Source organism: Haloferax massiliensis (assembly GCF_001368915.1).
In the GTDB taxonomy this organism is placed as follows: domain Archaea; phylum Halobacteriota; class Halobacteria; order Halobacteriales; family Haloferacaceae; genus Haloferax; species Haloferax massiliensis.
On sequence record NZ_CSTE01000004.1, the window covers coordinates 193,161 to 219,999 of the forward strand.

The 26,839-nt window shown below is 59.5% G+C and carries 22 protein-coding genes and 1 pseudogene; 12 read left to right on the forward strand and 11 right to left on the reverse strand.

Annotated elements, in window-relative coordinates; genetic code table 11:
- Positions 1–104 precede the first annotated feature (104 nt).
- Together BN996_RS16075 and BN996_RS16080 are read left to right on the forward strand one after the other, a co-directional pair.
- Entirely contained in the window at positions 105–905 is an 801-nt protein-coding gene (locus BN996_RS16075; protein WP_089780737.1) for an FkbM family methyltransferase, read from the forward strand.
- A gap of 223 nt (positions 906–1,128) precedes the next feature.
- Positions 1,129–2,628, forward strand: coding sequence for a glycosyltransferase family 2 protein (locus BN996_RS16080; protein WP_226908777.1), 1,500 nt, complete (start codon positions 1,129–1,131; stop codon positions 2,626–2,628).
- Positions 2,629–2,716: 88 nt separating this feature from the next.
- On the opposite strand, the gene BN996_RS16085 is transcribed toward BN996_RS16080, so the two are convergent.
- Positions 2,717–3,982, reverse strand: a complete 1,266-nt coding sequence (locus BN996_RS16085) for a sulfatase-like hydrolase/transferase (RefSeq protein WP_082256467.1) — start codon at positions 3,980–3,982, stop codon at positions 2,717–2,719.
- 267 nt (positions 3,983–4,249) lie between these two features.
- Here BN996_RS16085 and BN996_RS16090 point away from each other — a divergent pair, with 267 nt between their 5' ends.
- The 3 genes from BN996_RS16090 to BN996_RS16100 are packed head-to-tail and all read left to right on the forward strand — an operon-like array spanning position 4,250 to position 7,457.
- Entirely contained in the window at positions 4,250–5,191 is a 942-nt protein-coding gene (locus tag BN996_RS16090) for a polysaccharide deacetylase family protein (RefSeq protein WP_089780742.1), read from the forward strand.
- Between the two features lie 2 nt (positions 5,192–5,193).
- Entirely contained in the window at positions 5,194–6,264 is a 1,071-nt protein-coding gene (locus BN996_RS16095; RefSeq protein ID WP_089780744.1) for a GNAT family N-acetyltransferase, read from the forward strand.
- A gap of 2 nt (positions 6,265–6,266) precedes the next feature.
- A complete protein-coding gene (locus BN996_RS16100) occupies positions 6,267–7,457 on the forward strand; it encodes a glycosyltransferase family 4 protein (protein WP_089780746.1) in 1,191 nt (396 codons plus the stop codon).
- A 10-nt stretch (positions 7,458–7,467) separates the two neighbouring features.
- Here the strand turns inward: BN996_RS16100 and BN996_RS16105 are convergent, their stop codons facing one another.
- From BN996_RS16105 to BN996_RS16145, 9 genes are all read right to left on the reverse strand, one after another.
- Complete coding sequence (locus BN996_RS16105) at positions 7,468–8,394, reverse strand: alkaline phosphatase family protein (protein ID WP_089780748.1); 927 nt, start codon at positions 8,392–8,394, stop codon at positions 7,468–7,470.
- A gap of 119 nt (positions 8,395–8,513) precedes the next feature.
- Positions 8,514–9,374, reverse strand: a complete 861-nt coding sequence (locus tag BN996_RS16110) for a glycoside hydrolase family 16 protein (RefSeq protein WP_042665783.1) — start codon at positions 9,372–9,374, stop codon at positions 8,514–8,516.
- Positions 9,375–9,389: 15 nt separating this feature from the next.
- Entirely contained in the window at positions 9,390–9,560 is a 171-nt protein-coding gene (locus BN996_RS20240) for a hypothetical protein (RefSeq protein WP_157837761.1), read from the reverse strand.
- A gap of 100 nt (positions 9,561–9,660) precedes the next feature.
- Positions 9,661–11,157, reverse strand: coding sequence for a glycoside hydrolase family 16 protein (locus BN996_RS16115; RefSeq protein WP_167344155.1), 1,497 nt, complete (start codon positions 11,155–11,157; stop codon positions 9,661–9,663).
- Positions 11,158–11,905: 748 nt separating this feature from the next.
- Positions 11,906–12,418 carry a metal-dependent hydrolase gene (locus BN996_RS16120; protein WP_052368087.1) on the reverse strand — a complete coding sequence of 171 codons (513 nt, stop codon included), beginning with the start codon at positions 12,416–12,418 and terminating at the stop codon, positions 11,906–11,908.
- Between the two features lie 101 nt (positions 12,419–12,519).
- Positions 12,520–13,806, reverse strand: coding sequence for a PQQ-binding-like beta-propeller repeat protein (locus tag BN996_RS16125; RefSeq protein WP_089780751.1), 1,287 nt, complete (start codon positions 13,804–13,806; stop codon positions 12,520–12,522).
- 126 nt (positions 13,807–13,932) lie between these two features.
- A complete protein-coding gene (locus BN996_RS16130; protein ID WP_042665786.1) occupies positions 13,933–15,306 on the reverse strand; it encodes an ATP-binding protein in 1,374 nt (457 codons plus the stop codon).
- Positions 15,307–15,571: 265 nt separating this feature from the next.
- Positions 15,572–16,222, reverse strand: coding sequence for a DUF8071 domain-containing protein (locus BN996_RS16135; protein WP_089780753.1), 651 nt, complete (start codon positions 16,220–16,222; stop codon positions 15,572–15,574).
- A 665-nt stretch (positions 16,223–16,887) separates the two neighbouring features.
- The gene (locus BN996_RS16145; RefSeq protein ID WP_310893649.1) at positions 16,888–18,060 is read right to left on the reverse strand and encodes an outer membrane protein assembly factor BamB family protein; all 1,173 of its coding nucleotides are present in this window, start codon (positions 18,058–18,060) and stop codon (positions 16,888–16,890) included.
- Between the two features lie 266 nt (positions 18,061–18,326).
- On the opposite strand from BN996_RS16145, the pseudogene BN996_RS20570 reads away from it, so the two are divergent.
- The 7 genes and pseudogenes from BN996_RS20570 to BN996_RS16175 all read left to right on the forward strand — a co-directional run.
- Positions 18,327–18,881: pseudogene (locus BN996_RS20570) on the forward strand (IS6 family transposase); the annotation flags it as partial.
- 832 nt (positions 18,882–19,713) lie between these two features.
- Positions 19,714–20,487, forward strand: coding sequence for an IclR family transcriptional regulator (locus BN996_RS16150; RefSeq protein ID WP_089780757.1), 774 nt, complete (start codon positions 19,714–19,716; stop codon positions 20,485–20,487).
- A 197-nt stretch (positions 20,488–20,684) separates the two neighbouring features.
- Positions 20,685–21,638 (forward strand): mannonate dehydratase, encoded by a 954-nt coding sequence (locus BN996_RS16155; RefSeq protein ID WP_226908778.1) that lies wholly within the window; start codon positions 20,685–20,687, stop codon positions 21,636–21,638.
- Positions 21,639–21,811: 173 nt separating this feature from the next.
- Entirely contained in the window at positions 21,812–22,882 is a 1,071-nt protein-coding gene (locus tag BN996_RS16160; RefSeq protein ID WP_226908779.1) for a TRAP transporter substrate-binding protein, read from the forward strand.
- A 25-nt stretch (positions 22,883–22,907) separates the two neighbouring features.
- Positions 22,908–23,459, forward strand: coding sequence for a TRAP transporter small permease (locus tag BN996_RS16165; protein WP_089780761.1), 552 nt, complete (start codon positions 22,908–22,910; stop codon positions 23,457–23,459).
- Between the two features lie 48 nt (positions 23,460–23,507).
- Positions 23,508–24,806, forward strand: a complete 1,299-nt coding sequence (locus BN996_RS16170) for a TRAP transporter large permease (protein ID WP_089780763.1) — start codon at positions 23,508–23,510, stop codon at positions 24,804–24,806.
- Between the two features lie 126 nt (positions 24,807–24,932).
- The gene (locus BN996_RS16175) at positions 24,933–25,700 is read left to right on the forward strand and encodes an SDR family NAD(P)-dependent oxidoreductase (RefSeq protein WP_089780765.1); all 768 of its coding nucleotides are present in this window, start codon (positions 24,933–24,935) and stop codon (positions 25,698–25,700) included.
- Here BN996_RS16175 and BN996_RS16180 read toward each other — a convergent pair.
- Positions 25,695–26,735: an NAD(P)-dependent alcohol dehydrogenase gene (locus BN996_RS16180; protein WP_089780767.1), complete on the reverse strand. Its 1,041-nt coding sequence runs from the start codon at positions 26,733–26,735 to the stop codon at positions 25,695–25,697. The genes BN996_RS16175 and BN996_RS16180 overlap by 6 nt on opposite strands.
- Positions 26,736–26,839 lie beyond the last annotated feature (104 nt).

Sequence of the window (26,839 nt, forward strand, 5' to 3'; positions counted from 1 at the left end):
AAGAGGCTCTCAAGAACGTAAATTGACTTGCGATTGGGGTGACTTCCTCGTCGGGTGCGTGCTACCCGCAACTATTTGCGCGTTCCCGGCGATAGTCTTCCCCGATGACCTTCGTCTCCAAAATCGGAGACCTCCTGTGGGGGACCCCGGCGTACAGCGTCGGCAACAGACTCTTCGAGACGACAGTCGAGGTGTATCTACGCACCCACCCGCCCTACGAGTTCTCCTGCGGAGAGGCGACAGCCACGTTCCGCCCTCGTACGTTCGTCGAGTGGAACAACCTTCGGCACAGAATCCGGGACGAGGCCGAAGTATTGGAACACGTGCTCTCGAACGTACGGGCTGGCGACGTCTTTTACGATGTCGGCGCAAACATGGGAATCTATGCCTGCCTCGTCGGGTCCAGCGTCCCCGACGTGGCTGTCGTCGGTTTCGAACCGTATCCACCGAACACCGAGTCGCTTCGACGGAACCTCACCGAAAACTCGATTGACGCGACCGTCGTCGAACGACCGCTCTCCGACGGGAGTTCGGAAGAGAGGTTTCACCTCTACGACACCCTCGATGCGGGTGCACAACACGGATCGCTCGACACGAGGTATCCCACCGGAGAGGCGCTCACATCCATACCGACGACAACGATTGCCGGAGACAGTCTCGTCGAAGCCGGTCGAATCCCCGAGCCGAACGTCGTCAAAATCGACGTTCAGGGGACTGCGCCGTCCGTACTCATGGGGCTGGAATCGTCACTCACTGGACAACGGTGCCGGCTCGTCTACGTGGAGGCGCACGACAACGCAAGCGAGATTACAACCATATTATCGAGGTTCGGATACCAGATATCGACACTCCGCGTCGACCGACCGAACAAAGACCCCACGGTAGTGGGACGGAAAGGCGAATGACCGCGAACCGGCCGCCTGACCTTCGGTTTCGAAGCACAAATCGAACATCGTGACCTTACCACCAGACATAATTTCTCACCTCTAGTATTAAATTCCATGAGGTAGAGTAATCAATAGATTAAATACGTCGTGAGTTGACGTGTTAACCGGAGATACCGGTCCGAAGCTTGATGAGCGACGCTGTACCCAGAGGCAGCGGTCGGGTAGACGACTCGATGAGTGATTGGAATGCGGATGGAACACGGAAAAATATGAGCCGCTACTGGCAGTCGATACGAGGACGGGGGGTGGTTGGGAGATGAAGCGAGAACACGAGTCACACGAACGAGATGCTGAGCAACCCGCTATCGGATTTGTCGCGACCGACGAGAACATCCTCACGTTGCCACGAGACGTCGTCCACACTCGAAACAACGGGTTCGACGTCTTCGTCACGTATCAGCGGTCTATCGACGAAGACGAATTAGATGTCGTCTCCGAGCTGGGCGCAACCGTCGTCGACCCGGTTATCGAGGCAGGGCGGGTCAATCCGTACAAGACGTTCGCGAGCGCGCTCGACGGTCAGACCCTCGTCATCGTCTCCCACCTGAACGACTCCGTCGAACAGGTGTTCGTCGACGCCGATGCAACGACAGGCGCGGTGGGCGAATCGAACAAGCGTGACACCGACGTCCTTTCCCGGCCCATTCGGAGAGACTCGGACGGCTCCGTCGAACTGACGGAGAGTTCCTCAGCGAGACCGCGAGAGCGGGCGAACGGCGACCAGTTACAATCGGCGAGTGAATCGCCGGCTATCGTCGCAATTCCGGCATACAACGAGGCGACGACGATAGCGTCCGTCGTACAAAGCGTCGCACCGTATGTCGACGAGGTCCTCGTCGTCGACGACGGGAGCGGTGACGAAACGGCCATCGCTGCACGCGATGCGGGTGCGACCGTCATCGAACACGAAACGAACCGTGGCTACGGGGCCGCGTTGAACACGGCGTTCAGAGAAGCGGACAGGCGGAACGCGAACAGGCTCGTAACCATCGATGGGGACGGACAGCACGACCCGAACGACGTCCCGAAGTTACTCCGTAAGCTGGACGAGACCGCCGCCGACATCGTGATCGGGAGCCGGTTCGTGGCGGGGGCGTCGACGAACGCACCGTTCTATCGACGGTTCGGTCTCAAAGTCATCAACCTCATGACCAACTTGAGTATGGGCGTCGTGAGGCGAGAGTCTCGTGTCGCCGACACACAGAGCGGGTTTCGCGCATACAACGACCAGGCGATACGCTCGATCAACTTAGATTCGGGTATCGGCGACCAGATGAACGCGAGTATCGACATCTTGTATCACGCCCATCACAACGATTACCGACTCGAAGAGGTAGGGGTCACGATAGACTACGACGTCGAAAACGCTAGTAGCCACCATCCTATCGCACACGGGTTGTCTCTCGTATCGAATATCCTGAAGACCGTCGAACTCGAACGCCCGTTGACTGCACTCGGCGTTCCCGGGTTCTTCGGTTCGACCGTCGGAATCTTCATCGCCTATTTCACGATTTCTAACTATCTGACGACAGGTGAGTTCCAACTCGGTATGGCCGTCACTTCGACGCTGTTCGTGCTCGCTGGGTTGCTCGCTTGCTTCACCGCGATCATTCTCCACTCGATGAGTCGGCTGTTCGAATCCAGTCGGTCGTCGACCGAGTATCCTCCGTTCGACCGCTGACGAGGGGACCGTTTGACCCGGTTGGAGGGCGGGAAGCGAGTTTGCAGATAGACGAATCGGGTGAATCAGGACTCGACGCCGAGGGGGCTCACTGTAGATAGCCGAGGTCGCGCAGTTGGGTCTTCTGCTCGTCGCTGAGTCCGGCGTCTGACGCCTCGTGTGTCGCCTGTTCGAGACGCGAGGGGACGACGCGTTGCGCTTCGTCTCTTGAGAAATCCGGGGCACCGTAGGTCATGCTGCTCGTCAAGGCGATAGAGAGCATGTTCAGCGCCTTCGTCGGAGACAGATTTCCGAGCCACGCCGGGGAGTACCCCCGGAATACATTGTCGTATCCGATCGCACCGAGTCGTTGGACCGAGGACTTCCGGTGGAAGACGTATCCGCCCGACCGATTCCACGCGGATGTCGCGGCGTAGACGGAGAGTTCGACCGCTCTCCCCGCGACGTCGACGTCGAGGTGCTGCCAGACGTCCGAACGGACTTTTCGGGTCGGTCGTGGAGTGGACCGCCAGAGGTCGACACCGTCCACGTCTGCGGGAGGTTCTCCGCGCTGCGCAGAGATGACCGTGGGGGCGACGTCGACACCGCTCAGAAGTGGGTCGTACGTCTCGCCTTCGGGCAGTCCCGCCCCCGCGAAGACGACCGGAACTTCCACGTTCTCCGGGGCCATCGGGTGGCCGTGCCCAAAGCGCCCACCGTTGGTCCATTCGCCGAGACACTGACCGTGGTCGCTCGTGAACACGACTAACGTTTCGTCGAGGAGTCCGTCCTCGGATAGTCGTTCGTACAGCCGAAGGAATCGCTGTGCAGAGTTGTGACAGTCTTGGCGGTAGAGGTTCACCAACTGCGGACGACGCCTCTCGTGCGTTCGGAAGAACTCTTTCGTTGATTCGAATACCCCGTTTTCGAACCCGTACGGAGCGTGTGGTCCGACGTCGTGGACGAAGTTGACGAACGGCGGTTCGAGGTCTTCGATTGTCCGCTCGGTATCCACGTGGTTAATCTGGAGTGGTGGTTTATCGGGCGCGTCGAGCTCGATCCACACCGTCTCCGTGTCAAATCCGACGTCATATGCATCGTCGTCGAGTAACGGCGGCCGTTCCGGGAGTCGGTCGTCGAACATCCAGACGCCATGTGTCGCCGGGTACAGGCCCGTGGTCAACGACGGTATCGAAGACGCCGTGAACGTACTCGCGGAGATCGCCTTCGCCGTCACCCCCAACTGTCGCACTTCGTCCGGGAGGAAGTCGTACCGCATCGCGTCGGACACGAATACCAAGACGTTATTCACGTTGGGTCGGTCGGCCAGTTTCGAGAGAGGCGTGCCACTAGTGGACGCAGTCGTATCTGTCATGCTAGCAACAGCGTATTCGACGGGAGGCCACCTAATGGTTAGTGTCAGTCAGCTATCTGATTATCGGCGGGAGTAGAGCCACCCTCCGTCCGGCGTCAGGTATCGTCCGGAACGTTCACAGGCAGACAGTTACGCCGAAACCGTGTCTGACGGGTGTCTAGGGACGAATAGAAGATATAAGGACGGGTGACATTACGCTCTAACTCAGCAATAATCCGATTATCAAATATATAACAATAGTCGCTACCGTCAACCCGTGTCTTACGTGTGAGCGAGAAGCGTAACGACTGTGTACGGAATTCGATATCCTTCGACCTGGAGCACTGGCACACTGCGACGCTCCTCGTCGACGAGGTGAGAGATCCGATAGACCGTATCGTAGAATCCACGGAAATCGTCCTCGATTTACTCGACAGACACGACGTCGCGGCGACCTTCTTTGTCGTGGGAGACGTCGCCGACGAGTACCCATGGCTCATCAACCGAATCCACGAGTTAGGACACGAGATCGGCTCTCACGGACAGACTCACAGACCGCTGTTCGATCTCTCGCCGAGCGAGTTCGAGCGGGAACTGGCTGAGTCGGGTGCTGCAATCGAATCAGTGACGGGCGAGTTCCCGATGGGGGTTCGACTTCCAAACTTCTCGCTGACGAGACGAACACAATGGGGGTTCGAAGTCCTCGCACGGAGCGAGTACCGATACGATTCGAGCGTGTTCCCGGTGAAGACGCCGATGTACGGCGTCCCCGGAGGGCCGTTGAGACCGTACCGGGTGCATCCCGGACGGCCGTTCGATTCGAGTGCGGCGGTCGGCAGCCAAAGAGAGTTGCTTGTAGAATCGCCCCTCGCCGTGACCAATACGATGTTACGACTCCCCATCGGTGGGGGGTTTTACGCGCGGGTCACACCGATTCGTTTGTTCGAGTGGGCGGTCAGTCGGCTGAACGAGTCGAGTATTCCGGCAAACCTGTACTTCCACCCGTGGGAGTTCAACCCGTCGGTCCCCGTTTCGGAACCGAAGTTCCACAAACGAGCGGTGAGTTTCGCGGGAATCGAGCGGTTAGCAGACAAAGTTGAACGGCTCCTCACGACCTTCGAGTTCGGACCAGTGAGCGAATTGATCCGTGCGGAACTTGGGCAGGACGTGTTCGACGAACCGCGGCCCCGAACCAATCACGAGGTCTCGAAGGGAACCTCCCACCACTGAAGATGAGTACGAGCAAGACAAAGACGCGGTTGACGGTGACGGACTGTACAGACAGGCGCGAGTGGAACGACTTCGTCGAATCGAACGACGGTCCCCCGTTTGGACTGTGGGGATGGCGCGAAGCCAGTCGGAATTACGGACACGACACGCACTGGCTCGCCGCCCGAGATGGGGGTGACATCGTCGGCGCACTCCCCCTCGTCGAGATTCGAAGCCGTCTCTTTGGTTCGAAGATCGTCTCACCCCCGTACGGTGAACGCGGGTCGGTCATCTTGGCCGACGACGCACCGGAGTCGACGACCACGCATCTCGTCCGGCAGGCGAAACGTATCGCGGACGACGCGGGAGTTGATTTCGTCAGTCTCCGTGGGACGACCGTCGACCACGCGCAATTCGAGGGGTTCGAACACGAAAATCGGTTCGTCACCTTCGACGTTCCGGTGGGCGTCAACCACGATGAGATGTGGGACGGTCTCAAGGAGAGTCGACAACGGCAAATCGACCAGGCCCGGGAAAACGACCTGGAGTACGTCGTCGGAGAGTCACTCGACGAATTACGCGAGTACTATGAGCTGTATCTCCAGTCGGTGAGAGGCCACGGGTCTCCACCCCACTCCTTCGAATTCTTCAAAAGGGTCTGGGAAACCTTCGCAGACCACGGAACACTCCATCTGGGACTGGTACGACACGACGGACGAGCGATTAACGGCATCGTGAATCTCGGCTGCGGGTCAACGGTCTCACAGTGGGGGGTCATCACTGATTACGAGTACCGTGACCTTCAGGGCGGGAGTTTCCTACTGTGGAAATCGATGGAGCACGCACACGAAAACGGGTACCAATCCTACGAACTCGGACGGACGAGAGAGGGGACGGGCGTGTACATGTTCAAAAAGAGCTTCGGCGGAAAGAAGACTCAGTACGACGATTTTCACTACTACCCGAACGGACCGGTTGAGCTTCCACATCCGGACAAATCGGCCTACAAACCGATAAAGGAAGCCTGGAAGCGACTCCCGATTCCGGTGACGAAACTCATCGGTCCCACGCTTCGGAAGGACATCAGCCTCTGACCATGCACGTACTCTATATCGTTGGACAGAGCACGGGTGGGCTCCCCCACTACGCCGCCGAACTCGCAAACAGCGTTGCGAATTCCGCCGAAGTGACGGTGTTCAAACCGACCGAAACGTCGGCGGACGATCTGTTCTGTGACGATATCGAACTCGTGAACGCGTTCGATCCGATCGGCATCTCGATGCCCGGGCTGTACAAGTTAGATATCAATCCACTGAACATCTTCAGAGGCCTGTACTCATACAGCGCGGTGAAAGAAATCGAGCAGTACGACCCGGACGTCATTCACGACAGTACCGGAATCTTCCCACAGGTGAAGTTTTTCGCCAAACTCCACGATGTGGACGACTATCCGTTCGTGACGACCCGACACGAAGTGCCGGTGAGCCGCTTCAGCCTCGCACGCCCTCCCGTCCTCATCGAAGAGATACTCAACCTCACGATTCCAGCTCTCGATGAAGACCGGACTGTCGTCCACACGAAGCGACAAAAAGAGGTCCTCGTAAGCCGTGGATTCGACGCGGACGGCGTCGTCGTCATCCCACACGGGGCGTACTCAGTTTTCGGCGGCGTCGAGGATATCGACCGTGAACCCGAGGAGAACACGCTTCTCTTCTTCGGGAACATCGTTCCCCCGAAAGGACTTGACATACTCGTCGATGCAGTCGAGATACTCCGCGAAACGATTCCGGATGTCAATCTGATTATCGCCGGGGACGGACAGCTTCCGAGCGGAGTGCGCAAGACCATTGAACGGTATCCCGATAACTTCGAGGTTCACCGTCGGTTCATCCCCAATGACGAAGTCAAGGAGTTCTTCGCGCGGACCACAGTCGTCGTGATGCCGTACCGAGATCAGAGCGGGACGAAGGGACACAGCGGTGTTCTCTCGACCGCGTTCTCGTTCGGGAAACCCGTCGTAGCATCGACAGCGAGTGAGTTCCCCGAACAGGTCGAAGACGAGGGCTGTGGGCTCGTCGTCCCCCCGGAGAACCCCACGCGGCTGGCTTCGGCTCTTGAGACGGTGCTTCGAGACGAGTCCGCCCGGTCCGAGATGTCGCAAAACTGCGTCCGGATGAGCGAGCAACTCTCGTGGGACAGCGTGGCGCAACAGTATCTCGACGTGTACAGCGCCCTCGTCGGAGCGCACGAGTCGGGAGGCAAACAGGCCGTTCTTCGGACTCCGTGACCGGTTCCCGTCACTCGGTGTACCCCAGTGCGCGGAGTTGTGCGTCGCGGGAGACGTCGCTCGGTTGCGTGTCGTACGATGCGGGCGTGTGTGTCCCCTCGTCTGTTCCCGTCGTCGTCACCCACGGGACCTGCGTCAAACACGGGAGGTCGATCTGATTCGGATGCCCGTAGATGCCCCACTCTCCGAACGCCTCGCCGTGGTCGGCAGTAATCACGACCCGCTCCGCGTCTACGTTCCGTAAGAGGAGGTCTACGTCGGTGAGGACGAACCGGAGTGTCTCTCTGTACCGGTCGATAGCGACCCGCTGCGACAACTCTCCGCTCGTCACGCGGTCCCATGCGTCGGGATTACTCTCCCTCCCGAAACTGAAATTCGCGCGGTCGAGCGCTTCGGCGCCTTCGGTGAGGAACGGGACGTGCGGCTGAAGATAATGAACCAAGAGCCGTTCTGTCTCGGCGTTCCTCCCGTGGTGTATCGCTCTGTCAGTGACGGGCCTCGGCCGGACGGTTCCCCACTGCTCGTCCCACGCGTACCGCCACACTTCGTCTAACTCACCGAAGGTGTCTTCGTCGCAGAATTCGTCAGTGAAGGGGTTGGCTGACACGTACGCCGTCTCCTGAAGAACGTCTTCCGGCGTTCGTTCGAGGGTTCTGGGGAGCCAGTTCCACGTGCACGACGCTACGGAGGGAAAGTCGTCGACTCGCTGTATCCAATCGTAGCCGTCCGATTGACGTCTGAGTTCGTCCGCCCTGCACGCGTCCAAGAGTATACAGACGTCCCAGTCCTCCTCGAAGACGCTACGACCTGTGATATTCCCTGTCGAACGGTGGTACACGATTCCGAACCACCGACGCAAACCGCCTGAGAGACCATATCTGTCTACGAATCCCGGAAGGCTTCCGAGACCTTTCCGTAACTCTTGGGAAGTGACCATACGTCACTCCATTGATCGTTGATATATATCAAATTATCCCAAAGTATTCCGGAGGAAAATACAATATATGTTGAAATTATGGCACAGATGTGTTTTATCCACGATATTAGCTACCGTGTCTACAGAGACGTATCCTCCCAGAGTCGGACCCAATCGACCACCATCTCTTCCCCCCACCTCTCTGTTTGGTCGGCGGTGCCGATGTTGTTGATATTGAGCGAGAACATGAAATAAAACGGGGCTCCGTTGGACAGTGCGGTCAGTAGCGTTTCGCCGAGCCACTTTCGGACGACCTTCCCGTCGACGTAGTGAACTAGCTCGTCGGCCTGCCACTCGACACCGTACGTGTGAAACTCCCGCGTGAGGTCCCCACCTGGCGTATACGACGCACCGAGGTTCCTATGTGTCGAGCGGTCGCCCACCTCCCTCGAACTCGAATAGTGGACGGTGTGTCTCGAAATGTGCCTATCGTCCCACCCCGAATCGTCCTGCCAAATCTCCACAACGTCGACCTCGGGCGGCCACGCCTCGGTGTTCGGTTTCGCCCAGAACGCGTTTTGAAAGCCGGTTCGCCCCGCAAACGAGATTCTGGCTTCGAGATAACTTCCCGGTCCGAACGTCACCTTGTTCTTCGTGTTCACGGCACCGGATCGTATCTCGCCCCGTTCGTGTGTCCCTCGGAGCCGGAGTGACCCGCCTTCCGTTCGGACGTTCTCTGAAACGATTCGAGTCGGACTCGTGGACGTTTCGACCCCCCAGCCCCAACCGATTGACCACGACGAGGCGTCTAACGAGTCGCCCGAGAAGGTATCTTCGAAAGCGAGTTCCCAGTGTGCTTCCCCCGGTGAGCGTGCGCGAAGCCTGTCTCCGTACCGATCAGCGAGCGACTCTCGATTCAGTACGACGCCGCCGACGACGAGACCAGCGCCGGCAGCGCCGGCTGTCGCCCCTGACACTCGGAGGAACTCTCGTCGGTTCATATCTCCGAATACCTCTCACCCGTTCGCACGAAGGTCCGAACGCGGAGTGACTGCGACGAGCTCTCCGAGGAGCGTGACAACCCCCTTCACCGACAGCGCCGTCGTGCCACCACCGGCGAGAGAGTCTCCGAGGGATATCGACGGGTGCCGCTCACCGGTCACACGGCTGTAGGTCTCCGAGCGCATGCTACTACTGTGGGGGTAGAGACACAAAGCCGCTTCGTCAAAAAGTCAGTTCCGTGCTTCCAACAGCCCCGAATCCGGATGTAGCCTGCGCTACTACGGATTAGAGCTCTTGGCCGTTGAGCGTCGCGACGACGTCGCCGCCGTACGTCGATACGTCGAGGACACTCCCATCGAACAGCCAATACGCGTCCGAATCGTCCTTCACGGACCCGTGAATCTTCGAGTTGCCGACGTCGTCGCCGCTGTCCGCGACACCCGACGACGTCTCTGCCTTCTGGACGGCCCCATCGGTTTCAACGAGGTACCAAACGGTCCCGTTGCTGTTCGACCCACGGCGGATGACGAGGAGGTCGACGCGCGACTCATTTACGTAGACGTCTGCGGGTCCATCGAGCGCGATATCCGTCACATCGCCTTCGAATCGGTACGTGTCTGACCCGGCACCGACCGCCCCGCTTGCGGTCGTCCCAGAGACCGAGTCTTCGCTCGTAATCGAGTCGGTCTCGGCGAGCGCATCGCTCACAGAGACGGTATAGGAGGTCGAACTACTGTACCCACTCCCGTCGATGGTGATGGTGTTGGGAAGTGTCGTCGTCTGCGTCGAGTCCGACGTTTGGCTCTGGTCAGACGGCCTGTAGGGGCCGGGTTCAGAATCGTCGACTAAGTCGGCCGTGTTGACCGGTGAGTTGTCGATATAGATGTCGAGGTCGCCGTCGAACCTGAGGTCCGTGATGTCACCGGTAAACCGGAATCCGGGGAGTGACGACGTCTTACTGGTCGTCCCACCCGCGACGGTACCGTCTTCAGCGACCCAGTAATCCTCGGTCGTGTCCTGCGGTTCGATTCCGATGTTCCCGCCACTCGCCTCGAACGCGAACGTGACCGGGTTGCCGTCACCCGACCGGGCCCAGAGATAATGCTCTGTGTCGGTCTGACTGGTCGTGTCAGTGGTCGAGTCGGTCGTGGAGCTGTCCGAACTAGTCCCCGAGTGGTCCCAGAGGCGGACCCAGTCGATCGCGACTTCTTCGCCCCACGGCACCGAGTAGTCGGGCGTGCCGACGTTGTCGATGTTCAGAGAGAACATCATGTAGTGAACACCACCGTTCTGCATCGCCTGCATGGCGGTGCTATCCGTGGACTCCCAGACCGCTTCTCCGTCGACGTAGTGAGTGATTCGGTCTTCTTGCCACTCGACTCCGTAGATGTGGTAGTTCTCAGTCAGGTCGTCACCCGGCGTGTATCCGCCGCCGGGGCCGACGTGAGTGGAATTGTCTCCCGGCTCCGTTGAGGTCGAGTAATGAATGTGGTGTCGTGACCGATGGGTATCGTCCGTCCCACTTCCGTCTTGCATCAGTTCGACGACGTCGATCTCAGGCGGCCACGCCTCGGTGTTCGGCTTCGACCAGAACGCGTTCTGGAACCCCTCGCGCCGCGCGAACTTGATCTTCGCTTCGTAGTAACTGCCTGGGCCGAAGGTGACTTTGTTCTTCGTGTTCACTCCGCCCGCGTACGGTTGGTCTCCGTCGTGCGTTCCCTTCAGATAGAGGTTGCTGTCGCGGACATCGACGTTGCGTTCGACCACTTCGGTCGGACTCATGGTCGTTCCGGTTCCCCAGCCCCAACCGATAGACCACTGCTCTGTGTCCAGAGAATCACCGTCGAAGTCGTCTTCGAAGGTCAGGGTCCATTCGTCTTGGTTTGCGGGGCCTCCTTCAGTCACTGCCGCAGAGCCCACGCCGATGCTAGAGACGCCCAGTGCTGTCAAGGCACCGGCGCCGGACAGTTTCATGAGATTCCGGCGAGTGCAGTGGAGGGACTTCGCGTTCGTTTCTTCGTCCGGTGTATCCGGACATTCGTCGTCTCTCATAGGTACAGTTTCGTGAAAGGCAGTGGAGTATAAATGTCTTTTTTGAATGAATTTGTAAATATTGGCACGTTAATTGAACAAATGAGTTATGTCTAGGATAATACCACGTTATAATTTTGCGAATTTAAGCTAGCGATTAAGATAAATTCAATTTTCTAATTGTAGACGGGTTCAATCAATATATCGTCTATATATAATTGAGATAGTCATATAACTAATTTATTAAAATAATCTATGTAATCGACATACTGGACTCGGCTACTGGTCAATCAAGATAGTTACAGGATATTATAGTTATCAAGTTGGAAATTCTTTTTTCGCCGAGGGAAAACGGTCTCTTAATACATATTTTCTGACGATAATTTCGCAGAAACCGTTTGTTAACCCCGCGTTAAGCTATTCTGTATATCTGATACATCAGCGGTTCACACTGTGTGTTAATTGTCACCGCTACACCTAGTGACGGCGTTCGAGCAGGTCAGCTGTGGGCAGTGCGCGCTCGGAGATACCAGCCTATCGCGACGAGTGTGAGGAGACCGAGTTGGACGAAGAGCGCTGGCGAGGGGTCTAACGCCTGAAGTCGGGGGAGCAACGTGAGCTCCGTACCGTAGTCCACTGCCGGGAGTGCAGGCCAGAGGAAAAACGTCGCGTAGTACAGGTCGCCGTCGAGCAATGGCGGGACAACGTCACCGACGATGTGCGTGAAGTACCCAAAGAGAAAGGCGAACACCGCTTCATCTCGGTCCACCCTCCGCCCGATCCGAGTGAGGACGATCGCCACGAGAAAGAAGGTGAAGATGGAGTGAGCAAGCGACCGACCATTCGGTAACACGCCGACGTACCACGCGAGCGGTTTGTCAACCAAGTCCGGAAACTGCGTGCCGAGCGTGAGCGACAGTCCGACGCCGACCCGTGAGATGCCCAACTGTCGCATTCGACGATAGCCGAAGTACGCGAGAGCGCCGAATAACAGGTGTCCCCAGGGCCACATCAACGTAGATTGGTCGAGCGTCGAACTATGTAATGCGCTCGCTACCCAGTTCCGCCGTTGACGAATGCCTTCTCAGCGGACACCGGACTTGTGACCGGAGACTACTGCAGCGAATAGACCGTACCCTTTGCAGACCCGACGTAGACATGATTGCTATCAGCCGACAGATCGGTAAGCTGGGAACCATCCTCGAACGCCCACTGCTTCTCACCTGCCGATACATCAAGCGCGAACTTGAATCGGTTCCGCGGGTCGTCTCTCCCCCACGAGTCGACGTACAACGAGTCACCTATCGTCACAGACGGTACCACACCCTCAACGCCCTCGTTGGGGGTCCACGTCCAACTGAGAGTACCGCCCTCAGTATCGAACGCTCGCACCGTTCCGCCACCGGCAAAGAGAACATCGTCCTGAACTGGTACCCGTGGGACGAACCCTGACTCGGCTGCTTGCCACTGTTTTTCACCGCTTTCCGGGTCGAATGCGGCGATGTGTTGGCCGCCGACATAGAGAGTGTCACCGTGGAGCGTCGTCGACGTCGCGACCCAGTCGTCGCGACTCCACGTCTCCTCACCCGTCTCGCTATCCAGCGCAATGAGCTTTCCACGGGTATCGCCCTCGTCGGCAACGAAACAGACTGTTTCGTCGGTCGCTGCAATCGTCTGGTACGAATAATCTTCGACCGCTGCAGTCCACCGCTGCTCACCGGTTGCTGTATCGTACGCATAGAGGCGACCGTATGTGGGAACGTAGATCGTCTCAGCGGTCAAGAGTCCGCCAGACGGGTCGCCGATCTCGCCGGACCACCGCTCTGCTCCGTCAGCGACGGAGAGCGCGTAGAGCGTCTGACCGGCCTCCTCAATCGCGTCGTCTTCGGTCCCGACGTACAGCACATCCTCGGTAACGCCGAGAATTTCCAGCCACCATGCCTCGGGGCTGAACGTCCACTCCACGGTTCCGGTTTCGGCGTTGAGGGCGACTACGCCGTGGTTCTCGAACAAATCGTTCTTTCCAACAATGACGAACACCGTCTCGCCGACGTGGGCCGGCGAACCACGGAGTTCGGTGTCCGCGTCATACGACCACTGTTTGCTTCCATCAGTAGTGTTCAGCGATTCGAGAGACCCGGACTTCGTTCCCACGTAGAGACGATCTCCGGTACTCGTCGGGGGAGTCGTGATTTCTGACCCGACCGTTTGCCGCCAGACGACTGGGGGGTCTGGCTGCGTGGGTTGGGTACGTGCGGTCGTCTCCGTTCCCGTTTCTGTCCGGGCCTCGGTCCCTGTCGTCGTCTCCGCAGGCACCTCGGAACCAAGACAGCCAGCAGTTCCGAGCCCAACGGCGGCGGCACAAGCACGAAGGAATCGGCGACGGTGAGGGGAGGGCATCTACTATCAGTTTCGTGTTGGCTGTTAGATATTTTGTGGTCGGCTGATGGAATGCAGCGGCGTACGGCATCGCGTATTTTGGACAGAGGACCGGCCGTCCCGTACGGAGGACAAAAACGCGGGAGCCTACTCGAACAGCGCCAACACATCTGACGGGGTGAATAGATGGACGTCCTCACGCTGCGCTGCGCGCTCCACGAGTTCGTCCGTGAAACCGGACCGCGAAAAGAGCCCGTACGCAACGTCTCGGTCGGAACCTTGCCAACGCACGTCCGGTTCAGTCGCTTCGAGGTCGTCTAGGAGTGACCGGCCAACGGGGCTAGTGGTCCATTTGCATTCTCCGAGAAACAGCGACTTCGCTTGCGGATTCAATCCGACCACGTCGATTTCTTGCTCGCTGTACCACCAGCGACCGACTCGGGAACTGGAAACTGGGAACGACGGCGCTCGGGCGGCTTGTCGGCAGACCTCTTCAAACGCGAAGCTCGTGTGCGTCGGTACTGTTTCAGCAATCGATTCTCGGACGGGTTCCGTTCGCCCTTGTTCGAGTGTTCCCCGGTTCGGCGAGACGTAGCGGAACCAAAACCGGACGAACTGGTCAGTCAGTTTGTAGACACCGCGTCCGTCGGGATCTGTGACCGGCGTTTCGCGCTCGACGAGCGCTAACTGAGTCAGGTTTTGGAGATACCGTGAGATGCCGCTTGCCTTCTTATCGATGCTATTCGCGATGTCGGTCACACGAGTTGCACCGTTGGCAATCGCCTCAAGAATCGCCATGTAAGTGGTCGGTTCCCGGAGTTCCTGTCGGAGGAGGAATTCGGGTTCCTCGTAGAGGAACGCGCCCTTGGAGAGGATGTGCTGTTCGATGTTCGAAAAGAGGTCTTGAGTCCCGTCAAATTGCTCTAAGTACGCCGGCACCCCACCGAGAACGCTGTACGTCTGGATTGTCGCATCAGCATCATACCGAGGGAAGAATTTCGAGACGTCACCGATGGTGAGCGGTTCGAGTCGCCACTGTCCAGTTCGGCGTCCATAGAGCGGACTCTCGTAACTCAACACGCCTTCTTCCATCATCGATATCGACGAGCCGAGGAGGACGATCGAGATGTCTGTGTCAGCGAGCACCTCGTCGACGATAGTCTGGAATACCGACGGGATGGTCTCGTCCTCCCCTACGAGATAGGAAAACTCGTCTAACGCGACGACAAACGGGCCGTCAGCCCGTCCCTTGAGATATCGAAACGCATCCAGAAACGTGTCCACGTCGGGTGGAACATCGTCGAAGTGATCCGCGCACTGTCGTGCAAACTGCGTTGCATTGTGTTGCGGTCCTCGCTGGTCGCAAAGGTAATATTGGGTCTCCTGTTCGAGCGAATCGAGTGCTGTCGTCACGAGCGTCGTTTTCCCAACTCTACGGCGGCCGTACACAACGAGAAACTGCCGGTCATCTCGTTTGAGATGTGAGGTCAGCCATTCTAATTCCCGCTCTCGGTTAATCATTATGCAGTAGATTATATTATCCCGTGCATAAAGATTGTGGTGAGGCGTGACGCAGCCTGGTGCGCCCCGCAGCCACCGGGAGCGGAAAAACACCGTCGTCGTCGATGTGGACCTCGACGAGCGGCCGGACACGGATGTGAGTTCGGAGACCGCATAGAACGTAACTTGGCTCGGCTGTAGCCAAGGCAGGGTTCGCGCGTACCGTATCATCGTGGTTCCGACGTCGAACCGTGGAGCCGAAGTTCAAGTAGAAACGAGCTACGGGCTACGCTTTCGAGGGCGTACCGTTGCGACGGCGGCCGAACAGACCGCTAATTTTCCGACTGATCGTTCCGAGCGTGAACCCGACCGTCCCGAGGGGAATACCGAACAAGCAGGCGAGGAATACGGCAGTTCCGAGGGTCTCCAGCGGACCGACTGTCTCGAAGTGCATCCCCGTCGCACCGAAGAGTCGGTGGAGTTTACTCGGCGAGAAGTGTTCGACCATCATCCCATAGCGTGCGAGACCGATCCCAAATATCGGCCCCATAGTGAGACCGATTGTGGGCACTAACCCGGAATTTCTGGCGGCGAAAGCTGCAGCGACCGCGACCAGCACGACGATGCCAATGACCGCAATCGCGTTCGGGTCCGTCGCGTTTAACGTCCCCAGAACCCACTGTTCAACGCGACTGTAGCCGTACGTTGCGGCCACCAACGGTCCGGTCACGATTGCCGCTATCGGGGCCGAGAGGACCGCCGCAACTGAGGTCCTCCGTCGTCGGCCGACTACCCCGTGCCAGATTCGCTTGAGCAGAGGTCGACTCGTAACGGTTCCTTGTAACCACGTGTATAATACCGAGGTGGCGGCGACGAGTTTCCCGAGGGCGACTCTACCGCCGGAGAGTACTGAAAGGCCGTCTCTCTTGGGGGCCATGTCAGTACGTATGTGTAATCGATGTGAAATAGTTTTGGCTTCTGCGAATCATCCCACAACCCTCTTTGGAGACGAACAACCCACTCGTGGATCGGTTCGGAGGAACTGGGGCCTGTGGAGAGGACTTCGCCATTGCGAACGACGTACCGCTTCGCCAGCAGCAGGACGCGATGGTTCGTTAGTTCCGGATCGGTCGAGACGGCTCTGTTGGAACCCCCAGCAGGAGTCACACTTTGGCTTGCCGTGGACGGTACAGAGGATGAGTCTATCAAAAAAGAATATAAACTGACGGTTTCAATCGAGAGACATGAGTGACCGCTCTCAATCGGGGAATCTGAGTGATAGTGCGTTTGACTTCGGTCTTCTTCTCGTTTTATTCGGGGGGTTTCTTATCTCGGGTCGAGACCTATTCGCGGCGGATTCAAACGCGTTTGGTCAAATTGGACTCCTGATTATGGTCCTGGGAGTGAGTGTCGGGTTCGTTGGCCTCGCCGGTGATCTGTCTTCATGAACGAGACGGTGTGATATGTAGGGCGGTTGCGAGATACGCAATACTCAGCGAGCGGTTGTTTCAGGCAATACGTCTCTGAAGAGGAGGGTTTCAAGAGGGCCGTCGAGGCGCATCCCTAATGGAAGACGCCGAAGCACGACTACGGGGGCGATTCCTAGCTCTCTCCGAGTGCAACCACGCTTCCGTCTGACTCGGGTGAGAAAATCGCCTCTGGAGTCACGATTACACGACCCGCGCCACCGGAGGTCGTGCTCCACCGCTCGTCCCCGGTTGCCCGAGATACCGCGACAAGCCGTTTTTCGCTTCGGATGAGTACCGTCTCGCCGGCGACAGTCGGAGTTCCCACCCGCTCTCCGGGAGATTCGTACGTCCACGCGTCCTCCCCATTCCAATCGATCGCTTGGACCGTGTCCCCGGCGGACACGTACAGGTGTTGACTGTCGACCGCGATCTGTTGCACCCCAGCATCGGGGATGTTGAACGACCATTGGCGTGTTCCATCGGTGTCGAACGCAGTCACGAGTTGATGACTCTGCACGACGACACCCTCGGGATGGGCTACCGGCCCACCAGTCACCGCGCGTGTAGATTCGACCCATTCTTTTTCGCCCGTTGTGGCGTCCAGCGCAACGAGGCCGGTCTTTCCTGACCGCGAGCCGAGGTAGAGCGTCCCATCGAGAACGGCGACTGGTTCGGTGAATGTTCGCCCACCAGCCTCCGCATCGACGTGGTGTGACCACCGCACAGACCCGTCCCCGACTGAGAGAGCGCGGACGCGACCGCTCCAGTCGGGGACGTAGACGACTCCATCGGCAATCGTGGGTGGGGCGGTGAGTCTGGCGTCGATGTCGACGAGCCAGTCCTCGTCACCGTACCGCGTCTGGAAGCCGATGATACGACCTTTTTCGAGCGCCCGCTTGGCCGTCACGACGATGTGATCACCACGTACTGCGGGTGGTCCGTTCGGCTCCGACCGAAGTGGCACCTGCCATCGTTCCTCGCCTGTCGCCGCGCGCAACGCGTGAATCCGATACCGATGGCGTGCCGTATCGGAGATCGCGTCGACGGGAAGGTAGAGGTGCCCAGCGCTGATAGCTGGTGTGCCAGTGGCCCGTACCTGACTGAGGTCGGTTTGCCAGACCGTCTTCGGGTCCGTCGGACCAGACGCCACCCGTCGAGTGTGACCGGGATTTCGACCGCTCATCGGCCACGTTCCGGCGACGTCTCCGAAATCTCCCGAGGGGCGAGACGGCGAGAGACAGCCAGCAAGCGCAATACTTGTGGAGCCGAGGGCTGTGAGGAGTTGGCGGCGCGTGTGGGAGGGCATGAGGGCGGGTTCTTTCCGAAAATACGTTAATTCGGGGGTGATATGCTGCTCGAAAGTCGAAATCGCGTATCTGTGTAGCGGCTGCCGCACTGGCCTAATCCGATTTGACGTCGTCCAGATAGGGTTTCAAGAGAGCCAGATATTTCATTGGCAAATCTGAGTCGTATCTCGGGGAGGAAGACAGACATAGAGCACTCAGTGACAAGTTCCCCACTGTGGAGGAACAAGTAACAGAAGTATGATAGTTGATATTTTCCACGTATCGAGGCCTTTCACTTAGAGAGACAGAAGTGAGTCTTCGGCTTCTCGGCATAGTTCGTTTCAGGCGACCCGACAGTAGGTACACCGAGTGGCTAACAGCGTTTCTGACCCGCCGAAGACGCAGCTAAGCGGGTCGCGGTCGACGAAACCGGCGTCAAGATCAATAGCGAGGATTCTTGGACACAAACTACAATATATCGGTTCGAAAGTGGTCCTTGACGTTGCGCTGTTCGAGCGTCAAGGGACTGGTTTGATGGCTACGTTTCTCCACGGAGTCCGTGAGAAACACGACTGTTCAGAGTCGGCGTTCCCGGATGACACCATCGAATATCAGACTACATTCTTTCGATTAGGGGAAAACTGTCCGGGAGACTACACAGACCGAAATCTGATTAAAAATCGATTCACACGTTCAAAATGGGAGTTGACCGTTTTCACAGTTCATGGGAGAGCAGTCGGCTGAGCGTCCGCTAGGCTCTTGCAGTATTCACTCATTACTAACTCTTCAACGACCACATCAGTCGTTCGACGGAAGAACGCCGTTTCAGGGGGCCAACTAGACGGTGAAATCGACAAAATGTATGATTCACTAGTATTTATCCAGAATTGACATATATATGATATTTCAGAGTCATTGCGGTCGCGACACCGCGCTTGGCTGCACCGACGTTCGGCCGCTGTCGGACGGGAGGTCATCGACGTCGAACTCGTTCGCAGGCTCCTCGCCTACACCGGTCGGTATACCGACCACGTCGTCGCCGGCCTGTCCGGCGAGAACGCACAGGATATCCCGGATACGTAGACGACTTCGGGCGCAGTGACCCCGAATTGACGGCGCAAAGTGATTACCGTGACAGTCTTAGCGCTGTAATTACAACTCACTGAAAACGAATTACTCAAGCGGATGCCCGGGGCCACCCATGAGTTACACGGGTAGGCCTGCTATGCACGGCCGGCCCCATCCGAAGCGACGTCGCAGGGACCGGTGTGTCATCGGGACGCGAGCGGCGGAGTTCGCGTGCACCGTCGGTCCGTTTCGTGCTGGTGAACCCGCCAGGAACGGAAGTCGGCGGCTGAGTCGGGCTGTCCGCGGTGGACCGCAGTTCTACTAATAGTAGAGTCAAGCAATGCGAGCGAGCGGCTCCGTACCCGGTGCGCCGCGCGAGCACAGGTGTCTAATTGAGCGGGAATCGAAGTTATCCCGTCGAATCACCCACCGATTCGGATTAATTATGAATATTCGTAAATCATCGGAGAGACGCCACACGGTACCGGTACGACGGCAGTGAGGGGAAACCCCACGTTCGACGGCGTTGGTCGCGGTAGCTACCGGCTTCGCGGGGCGCTTCCACCATCAGTAGAATTTATCTGTCCCGCTCCGAAAGGCGAACTATGGCACCCAACGAAAGCGAAGACGGTGGTAAGCGCGTGAAGGCGGTCATGCGCTCGTACCGGGTAATCGGTGTTCTGCGAGAGCAAGGGACGGTGCGGATTAACGACGTCGCGGACGCGCTCGGGGTGCCGACCAGTACCGCGCACGTGCATCTGAAAACCCTCGAAGCGGCGGGGTACGTCGTCAAGGACGAACACGGGTACCGGCTCGGCCTTCGGTTCCTCCGCGACGGAAGCGTCACCCGGGGGCGCTTAGACGTGTACGACGCGTCGCGGTCCGAAATCAAGGACCTCGCGGAGTCGACCGGCGAGGTGGCGAATCTCGGCGTCGAAGAGAACGGACAGCGGGTCATCGTCTACCAGGCCGAGGGCGACAAGGCGGTGTACGACAACGCGCCGATCGGCGAGTTCACGCACATGCATTGGACCGCGCTCGGAAAGGCGATTCTCGCGGAACTCCCCGGCGAGCGGGTGACCGAAATCGTCGACGAGTACGGGCTTCCGGCGAAGACCGACCACACGATCAGCGACCGAGACGCGCTCCTCGAAGAACTTGAGGCGATACGGGAGCGGGGTTACGCGCTCGAAGACGAAGAGCGGAGAGACGGGATTCGGTCAATTGCGGTCCCGTTAGTCAGCGACGGGACGGTCATCGGCGCGGTGTCGCTTTCTGGACCGAAAGAGCGGTTCAACGACGACCGAATCGTGGACGAGCTGTTCCCAGCGCTCAGAGACCGGAAGAACGTTATCGAGGTCAAGTACGCGTACGACTGAGCGCAGTCCACCCGGTCGTTTCACCGAGTCCAACGAACCCGTTCCACTATGAGTGGACCACAATCTCACGAAGATACGTTATAGACCTAGAACTGGTGAGAGAGGCGCTATCGACGTCGATTCGTGGACTCGGCGGACGACACCACCGTCATCTGTGCGAAACGCTTTTAGTCGGAGTGAGTCTGGAATGTGAGTGTATGAATCCAGCAGTGATGCTGCCCCCCTCCCCGGACAGACGGTGGACCCTCACCAAGCAACTCGGCGTCGAAAGCGCCGTCGTACGGTTCTGGGGCGTCGACGAGTGGTGGGAGTACGAGACGTTACTCGAAACCCGAAATCGGTTCGCAGACCACGGATTCTCGCTGGACGTCGTCGAGGACCGCCCGCCCATGGAGCGAACGGTCCTCGGTCAGGAGGGTCGAGACGAGGAGATCGAGACGGTGAAACGACTGCTTCGGAACATGGGACGCCTCGGCATCAACGTGTACTGCTGGGTGTGGACGGAAAACCCCGTCGGCGTCATCAGAACCTCCGATTCGATTCCGGACCGCGGTGACTCGCTCGTCACCGGGTACGACCACGAGTGGCTGGAGCGCGCCGAGGACCACCCCGCGGCGGGCATCACCGAGGAAGAACTGTGGGACAACCTCCAGTACTTCCTGGACGAAGTCGTGCCGGTCGCCGAGGAGGCGGGCGTCAAGATGGCGCTGCACCCCGACGACCCGCCGGTCGAGGAGCTTCGGGGAGTCCCCCGCATCGTCACGTCGCTCGAACGGTACGAGCGCGTCTTGGAACTTCACGAGAGCCCCAACCACGGCGTCACGTTCTGTCAGGGGAACTTCGCCGCGATGGGCGAAGACGTACCGTCGGCGATTCGACGCCTCGGAGAGAAAATTCACTTCGTCCACTTCCGCGATGTCGAAGGGACACCCGAGTCGTTCGTCGAGACGTGGCACGACGACGGGCCCACGGACATGGCGGCGGCGATGGAAGCGTACCAAGACATCGGTTTCGACGGAGCGATTCGCCCCGACCACGTCCCCAAGATGCTCGGCGAGGAGGACCGAGCAGAAGCGCATGCGGGGTACACTGACATGGGCCGACTGTTCGCAATCGGCTACATGAAGGGCCTCATCGAACGCGGACGGTAACACCGTATCCGACCGGTCAGCCTCATCTTGCCTCCCCCGACCGGTGACTACCGGCGACTGCGACGAGTGACGAGTCGAACTACCCGGAGCAGATGAGATCTATCCTATGATATATTATTAAAATGAATTATTGCGATAGATATAAGTACCAGTGTAGAATCGTTGTGAATGGTATGCGTAGACAAAGCCGACGGAGCTTCATGGAACAGCTCGGGCTACTTACTGGCACCGGGGCAATCGCATCGATGGCTGGCTGCATGGGCGGCGGTTCCGACTCCGGAAACGACGGTACGACCGAGTCAGGCGGCTCAGACACCGACACGACAGAGAGCGGTGGCGGCGGTCAGAGCCAATCGCTCATCATCGGGAGCGTCTTCCCCAGCGGGCACGTCATCAACGAGATGGCCAAGGAGTGGGCGTCCTCCGTCGAAGCGGAGACGGACGGGCGGGTCGCAATCACCATCGAGGAGTCCTTCGGTGGCGAAAAGGAGGTCATGGAGCAGACGCAGATCGGCTCCATCGACGGGACTATCATCGGGACGCGCTGGGTCATCGACTACGACCCCAAGAACTTCTGGGTCGAGTCGCCGTTCGTCTTCGAAGGCTGGGAACAGCAGCGACGCGCCTTCCAGACGGAGTTCTTCGACGACGGCCGACAGCGCCTCCGCGAGCAGGGCAAGCAGATGCTCGTGAACGAGCCGGTGTACCGCGGCTACCGACACACGAGCGGGAACAAGGCCTTCGAGACGCCCGAGGACATTCAGGGAGTCAACCTGCGGGTGCCCGACCTCACCCCGTGGGTGAACATCTGGAGCGGTATCGGCGCGAGTCCGACGACCGTCGCGTTCGACGAACTCTACAGCGCGCTGCAACAGGGCGTCGTCGACGCCCAAGAGAACCCCGCCGAAACCGTCCGGTCGTCCTCGCTGTACGAGGTGCAGGAGTACTACACGCTGACCAAGCACCTCGCGTCGACGGGCTGGTTCACGCTCGGCACTCAGGCGCTGTCGAACATCTCCGACGAGGACCAGACGACGATGGTCGACTCGCTGACATCGAGCATCCAAGATCTCAGCAGCAGCATCTCTGAATCGGAATCTCAGGCCATCGAAGCGCTGAAAGAACAGGGGATGAACGTGGTCGAACCCGACCGCGACGCGTGGTTAGAGGCGGCGAAGGAGCCGCTCCAGACGCAGTTCGAGAATAACTGGGAACCGTCGCTCGAAGAAGTGCGAAACATTTGAGCGGACGCTTACTCGTAGAGCACCCATGGAAGAAGTAAACCTCGCAACGAAACTCGGCCGGCTTTTCGACGGGCTGGTCACGTCCATCGCGTTGGCACTCTACGTGCTGATGATACTCGTCGTCGGGTTGCAGATTCTGACCCGCTGGGTCTTGGGTTCGATACTCGGGTCGAGCCTCCCGTGGACGGTCAACCTCTCGCAGATGCTGCTCGTGTACATCACGTTCTTCGGTGCGGCGGTCGCCAGTCGAAAGCGACAGCACATCTCGCTCGACCTCCTCGTCTCGCGGCTCTCCGACGGCGTCATCCGGGTGCTGACCGGTCTCCGGACGCTCCTCATCCTCGCGTTCGTCGGCGTCATGGTCTCGGGAGCGTACCCGCTGTACCTGCAAAACCGGGGATTCGGCATGGGAGCGCTCCCGTCGCACCCGCCGTTCACCGAAGCGTGGCTGTACGCCCCCGCCGTCGTCGGCGGTGTCTGTATCGGTATCTACGCGCTTCGCGACCTGTGGCTCGTCGCCGTCGAGCCCGAAACGATCATCGAGGACATCAAAGGAGAAGACGAAAATGCAGACTGAACGCCGACCCGCCACCGAGATGCGCCCGCTCCAAGAGGGGTGCCGCTGATGGCCGACGTCGTCCTGCTCGGCCTGTTCATCGGCGTCCTGCTCGTACTGTACCTGTTCGAGGTACCCGTCGTGTACGCGCTGGGGCTGACCAGTCTCATCCTCATGTGGACCACGTCGATTCCGTTCGAGCCGCTTCTGGTCGCCCAGACGATGGTCTCCGGAACCAACTCGTTCGTGCTGTTGGCGATTCCGCTGTTCCTCCAGACGGGGCTGTTGATGAACAAACTCGGCCTGACCGACGTCATCTTCGACTTCGCGAAGGCCATCGTCGGCCCGATTCGCGGTGGGCTCGCCCACGTCAACATCGTCGCCAGTATCATCTTCTCCGGGATGACGGGGACCGCCGCGGCGGACGCCGCGGGACTGGGGGCCATCGAGTACCGCGCGATGCGCGAGGAGGGATACGACGAGGGGTTCAGCGTCGCCGTCACCGGGTCGTCGTCTATCATCGGCCCGATTATCCCGCCGAGCGTCCCGCTCATCATCTACGGGATTCTCGCGCAGGTCTCGATTGGCACGCTGTTCATCGCCGGACTCGTCCCGGGGCTGGTGATGGGCGTCGGGTTGATGATACTGTGTAGTTTCTACGCCCATCGGAACGGCTACGAGAAAGGCGACTGGTGGTCCCTCGGCGAAATCGGTCGGACGTGTTACCGGGCGCTCCCGGCTCTCGGCACTCCGGCGCTCATCATCGGCGGGATACTCGGCGGGTGGTTCACCGCGACCGAGGCGGGCGCAGTCGCGCTGTTCTACACGCTCATCATCGGGACCGTCTTCTACGACGGTCTCTCGCGGGAGGAACTCGTCGCGTCGTTCGACGAGGGGATGACTCACACCGCGACGCTCACGTTCATCGTCGCGGCGGCGTCCCTGTACGGCTTTCTCATCCGGCGCGCACAGCTCCCGGAGATTCTCGCACAGGCCATCACGGGCGTGTCGACGGACCCGCTCGTGCTCATGTTGCTCATCGCCGGCGTCCTGTTCATCGTCGGGCTGATGCTGGAGACGATTGCGGCAATCACCATCCTCACGCCGGTGTTCCTGCCCATCGTCGAGCAGACCGCAATCAGCCCGATTCACTTCGGCGTCGTGATGATCGTCACGCTGATGATCGGCCTGCTCACGCCGCCGTTCGGCGTCATCCTGTTCGTGCTCAACGCCGTCACCGGCGTCTCGCTCGAACGGATCACCCGGCACATGGTCCCGTTCTACCTGCCGCTTTTGTTCACCCTCCTGTCGATTATCGTCTTCCCGGAGCTCGTCCTCTGGCTTCCCCGCGCGATAGGGCTCGCCTGAGCGACTGCTCCATCTTCTTTTTAGACGACCACCGGCGGCGCGCAGACGGGAGTACGAGAGCGGTTCGCGCCGTGAGTTCGTCTGTCGACCGCAAGAGTTAGCATGCCATGGCCGGTCGAATCGAGTATGGTTGAGACATCACCCACGGTTACCGTATCGGATAGCGCCGCGGTCGTCATCGGCGGTACGAGCGGCATCGGGCGGGCTATCGCGCTCGCCTTCGCCGACGACGGCGCCGACGTGGTGGCGACGAGTCGCAGTGCGGACGCCGTCGAGGAGACCGCCGAGGAACTCCGCGCTCGCGGCGCAGAGACCGCCGAAGTGACGTGCGACGTCAGAGACAACGAGTCGATAGAGAACCTCTACGAGGTCGCCAGCGACGCCATCGGTGATATCGATATCCTGGTGAACTCGGCGGGGTCGGTCGCGAGAGCGTCCGTCTCCGAGATGAGCGACGACCAGTGGAACCAGGACATCGACGTGAACCTGACGGGCGTCTTCCGGGCGTGCCGCGTCTTCGGCCGCGAGATGGAGTCTGGAAGCATCGTGAACATCTCCTCGATGTCCGCGCGACAGGCCCGCGAGGAGCGCCCGGCCTACTGCGCCGCGAAGAGCGGCGTGAACGGGCTCACGCGCGCCGCGGCGGCCGACCTCGCGCCCGACGTGCGCGTCAACGCAATCGAGCCGGGGTTCGTCAAAACCCCGCTCGCCGGCGACGGCTTCAACGAGGGAACCGAACTGCGAGAGAAGATAGACGAGGGAACGCCGATGGAACGCGTCGCGACGCCGGACGAAATTGCGGGCGCGGCCGTCTACCTCGCCAGCGACGCGGCATCGTTCACGACGGGCGCGGTCATCACCGTCGACGGCGGCTACAACGACAACGCGCTATAGCTCGTCGCTGACGCGGATTACGCCTTTTACTTCTTCGGGCTCGGCCGCGCGGTCGAAGGCGGCCTGCGTGTCCTCGAACGACGACTCGAAGGTCACGATACTGTCCACGTCGAACCGGCCCGTTTCGATTCCCTCGATGGCCGCCGGATACGTGTTACTGAACCTGAACGACCCCTTCAGGTCGTACTCCTGGCCGATTGTCTCGACGATGTCGGTGGGGAACTCGGGTTCGAGAGGGATGCCGACGAAGACGACGGTGCCGCCGCGTTTGACGGCCTCGGTCGTCGTCTCGATAGCGCCGCCGAAGCCAGAGCTTTCGAGAACCACGTCGACGCCGCGTTCGTCGACGTGTTCGCGAATCGTCTCGACGGGGTCGGACTCCGTCACGTCGACCGCGTGGTCGACGCCGCGGGACTCGGCGAGTTCGAGCTTTTCGGGGACTACGTCGGTCAGGACGACCGTCTCGGCCCCGCGGGCCATCGCGACTTCCGAGACGAGCTGACCGATGGGACCGCCGCCGGTAACTAACACCGAGTCGCCCTCGGAGACGCCGCCGCGCTGACACGCGTGCATCGCGACGCTCAGCGGCTCCGCGAGCGCCCCCTCGCGGAGCGACACCGAGTCCGGAAGCGCGTACAGGTACTCGGCGGGCCACGCGACGTACTCGGTCAGCGCGCCCTCGACGGGCGGCGAAGACATGTACTCCATGTCCTCACAGAGGTGGTAGGTGCCGTCGCCGACGCAGTACTCGCACTCTCCGCACGGGAGACCGGGTTCGATGGCGACGCGGTCGTCGGGACCGACGCGGGAGACCCCGTCTCCCACCTCGACGACGGTACCGGCGGCCTCGTGACCGAGGACGTGGGGGAACTCGACGATGTTGCCTCCGTTTTCGCCGTGTTGGTAGTAGTGTAAGTCGGACCCGCAGATGCCGACGCGGTCGATTCGAACCAGCACTTCGTCGGGACCGATTGTCGGGAGGTCTCGATCGACAAGTGTGAATTCACTAACATCTGTGAGCTCGCAGGTTCGCATGCTTGTACCGAAGAGAATTACCGTTATATTCCTTTTGCCGTGTGGTGACGCAGTAAGCGATAGCGTGGGTGAAGTGAGTCTGACCCCGGAGAGTCGGGATGTGC

Coding starts and splice junctions, on each gene's coding strand:
- BN996_RS16075 (WP_089780737.1), top strand. CDS start 105: ATGACCTTCGTCTCCAAAATCGGAGACCTCCTGTGGGGGACCCCGGCG.
- BN996_RS16085 (WP_082256467.1), bottom strand. CDS start 3,982: ATGACAGATACGACTGCGTCCACTAGTGGCACGCCTCTCTCGAAACTG.
- BN996_RS16095 (WP_089780744.1), top strand. CDS start 5,194: ATGAGTACGAGCAAGACAAAGACGCGGTTGACGGTGACGGACTGTACA.
- BN996_RS16100 (WP_089780746.1), top strand. CDS start 6,267: ATGCACGTACTCTATATCGTTGGACAGAGCACGGGTGGGCTCCCCCAC.
- BN996_RS16105 (WP_089780748.1), bottom strand. CDS start 8,394: ATGGTCACTTCCCAAGAGTTACGGAAAGGTCTCGGAAGCCTTCCGGGA.
- BN996_RS16110 (WP_042665783.1), bottom strand. CDS start 9,374: ATGAACCGACGAGAGTTCCTCCGAGTGTCAGGGGCGACAGCCGGCGCT.
- BN996_RS20240 (WP_157837761.1), bottom strand. CDS start 9,560: ATGCGCTCGGAGACCTACAGCCGTGTGACCGGTGAGCGGCACCCGTCG.
- BN996_RS16115 (WP_167344155.1), bottom strand. CDS start 11,157: ATGAGTCCGACCGAAGTGGTCGAACGCAACGTCGATGTCCGCGACAGC.
- BN996_RS16120 (WP_052368087.1), bottom strand. CDS start 12,418: ATGTGGCCCTGGGGACACCTGTTATTCGGCGCTCTCGCGTACTTCGGC.
- BN996_RS16125 (WP_089780751.1), bottom strand. CDS start 13,806: ATGCCCTCCCCTCACCGTCGCCGATTCCTTCGTGCTTGTGCCGCCGCC.
- BN996_RS16130 (WP_042665786.1), bottom strand. CDS start 15,306: ATGATTAACCGAGAGCGGGAATTAGAATGGCTGACCTCACATCTCAAA.
- BN996_RS16135 (WP_089780753.1), bottom strand. CDS start 16,222: ATGGCCCCCAAGAGAGACGGCCTTTCAGTACTCTCCGGCGGTAGAGTC.
- BN996_RS16145 (WP_310893649.1), bottom strand. CDS start 18,060: ATGCCCTCCCACACGCGCCGCCAACTCCTCACAGCCCTCGGCTCCACA.
- BN996_RS16150 (WP_089780757.1), top strand. CDS start 19,714: ATGGCACCCAACGAAAGCGAAGACGGTGGTAAGCGCGTGAAGGCGGTC.
- BN996_RS16155 (WP_226908778.1), top strand. CDS start 20,685: ATGAATCCAGCAGTGATGCTGCCCCCCTCCCCGGACAGACGGTGGACC.
- BN996_RS16160 (WP_226908779.1), top strand. CDS start 21,812: ATGCGTAGACAAAGCCGACGGAGCTTCATGGAACAGCTCGGGCTACTT.
- BN996_RS16165 (WP_089780761.1), top strand. CDS start 22,908: ATGGAAGAAGTAAACCTCGCAACGAAACTCGGCCGGCTTTTCGACGGG.
- BN996_RS16170 (WP_089780763.1), top strand. CDS start 23,508: ATGGCCGACGTCGTCCTGCTCGGCCTGTTCATCGGCGTCCTGCTCGTA.
- BN996_RS16175 (WP_089780765.1), top strand. CDS start 24,933: ATGGTTGAGACATCACCCACGGTTACCGTATCGGATAGCGCCGCGGTC.
- BN996_RS16180 (WP_089780767.1), bottom strand. CDS start 26,735: ATGCGAACCTGCGAGCTCACAGATGTTAGTGAATTCACACTTGTCGAT.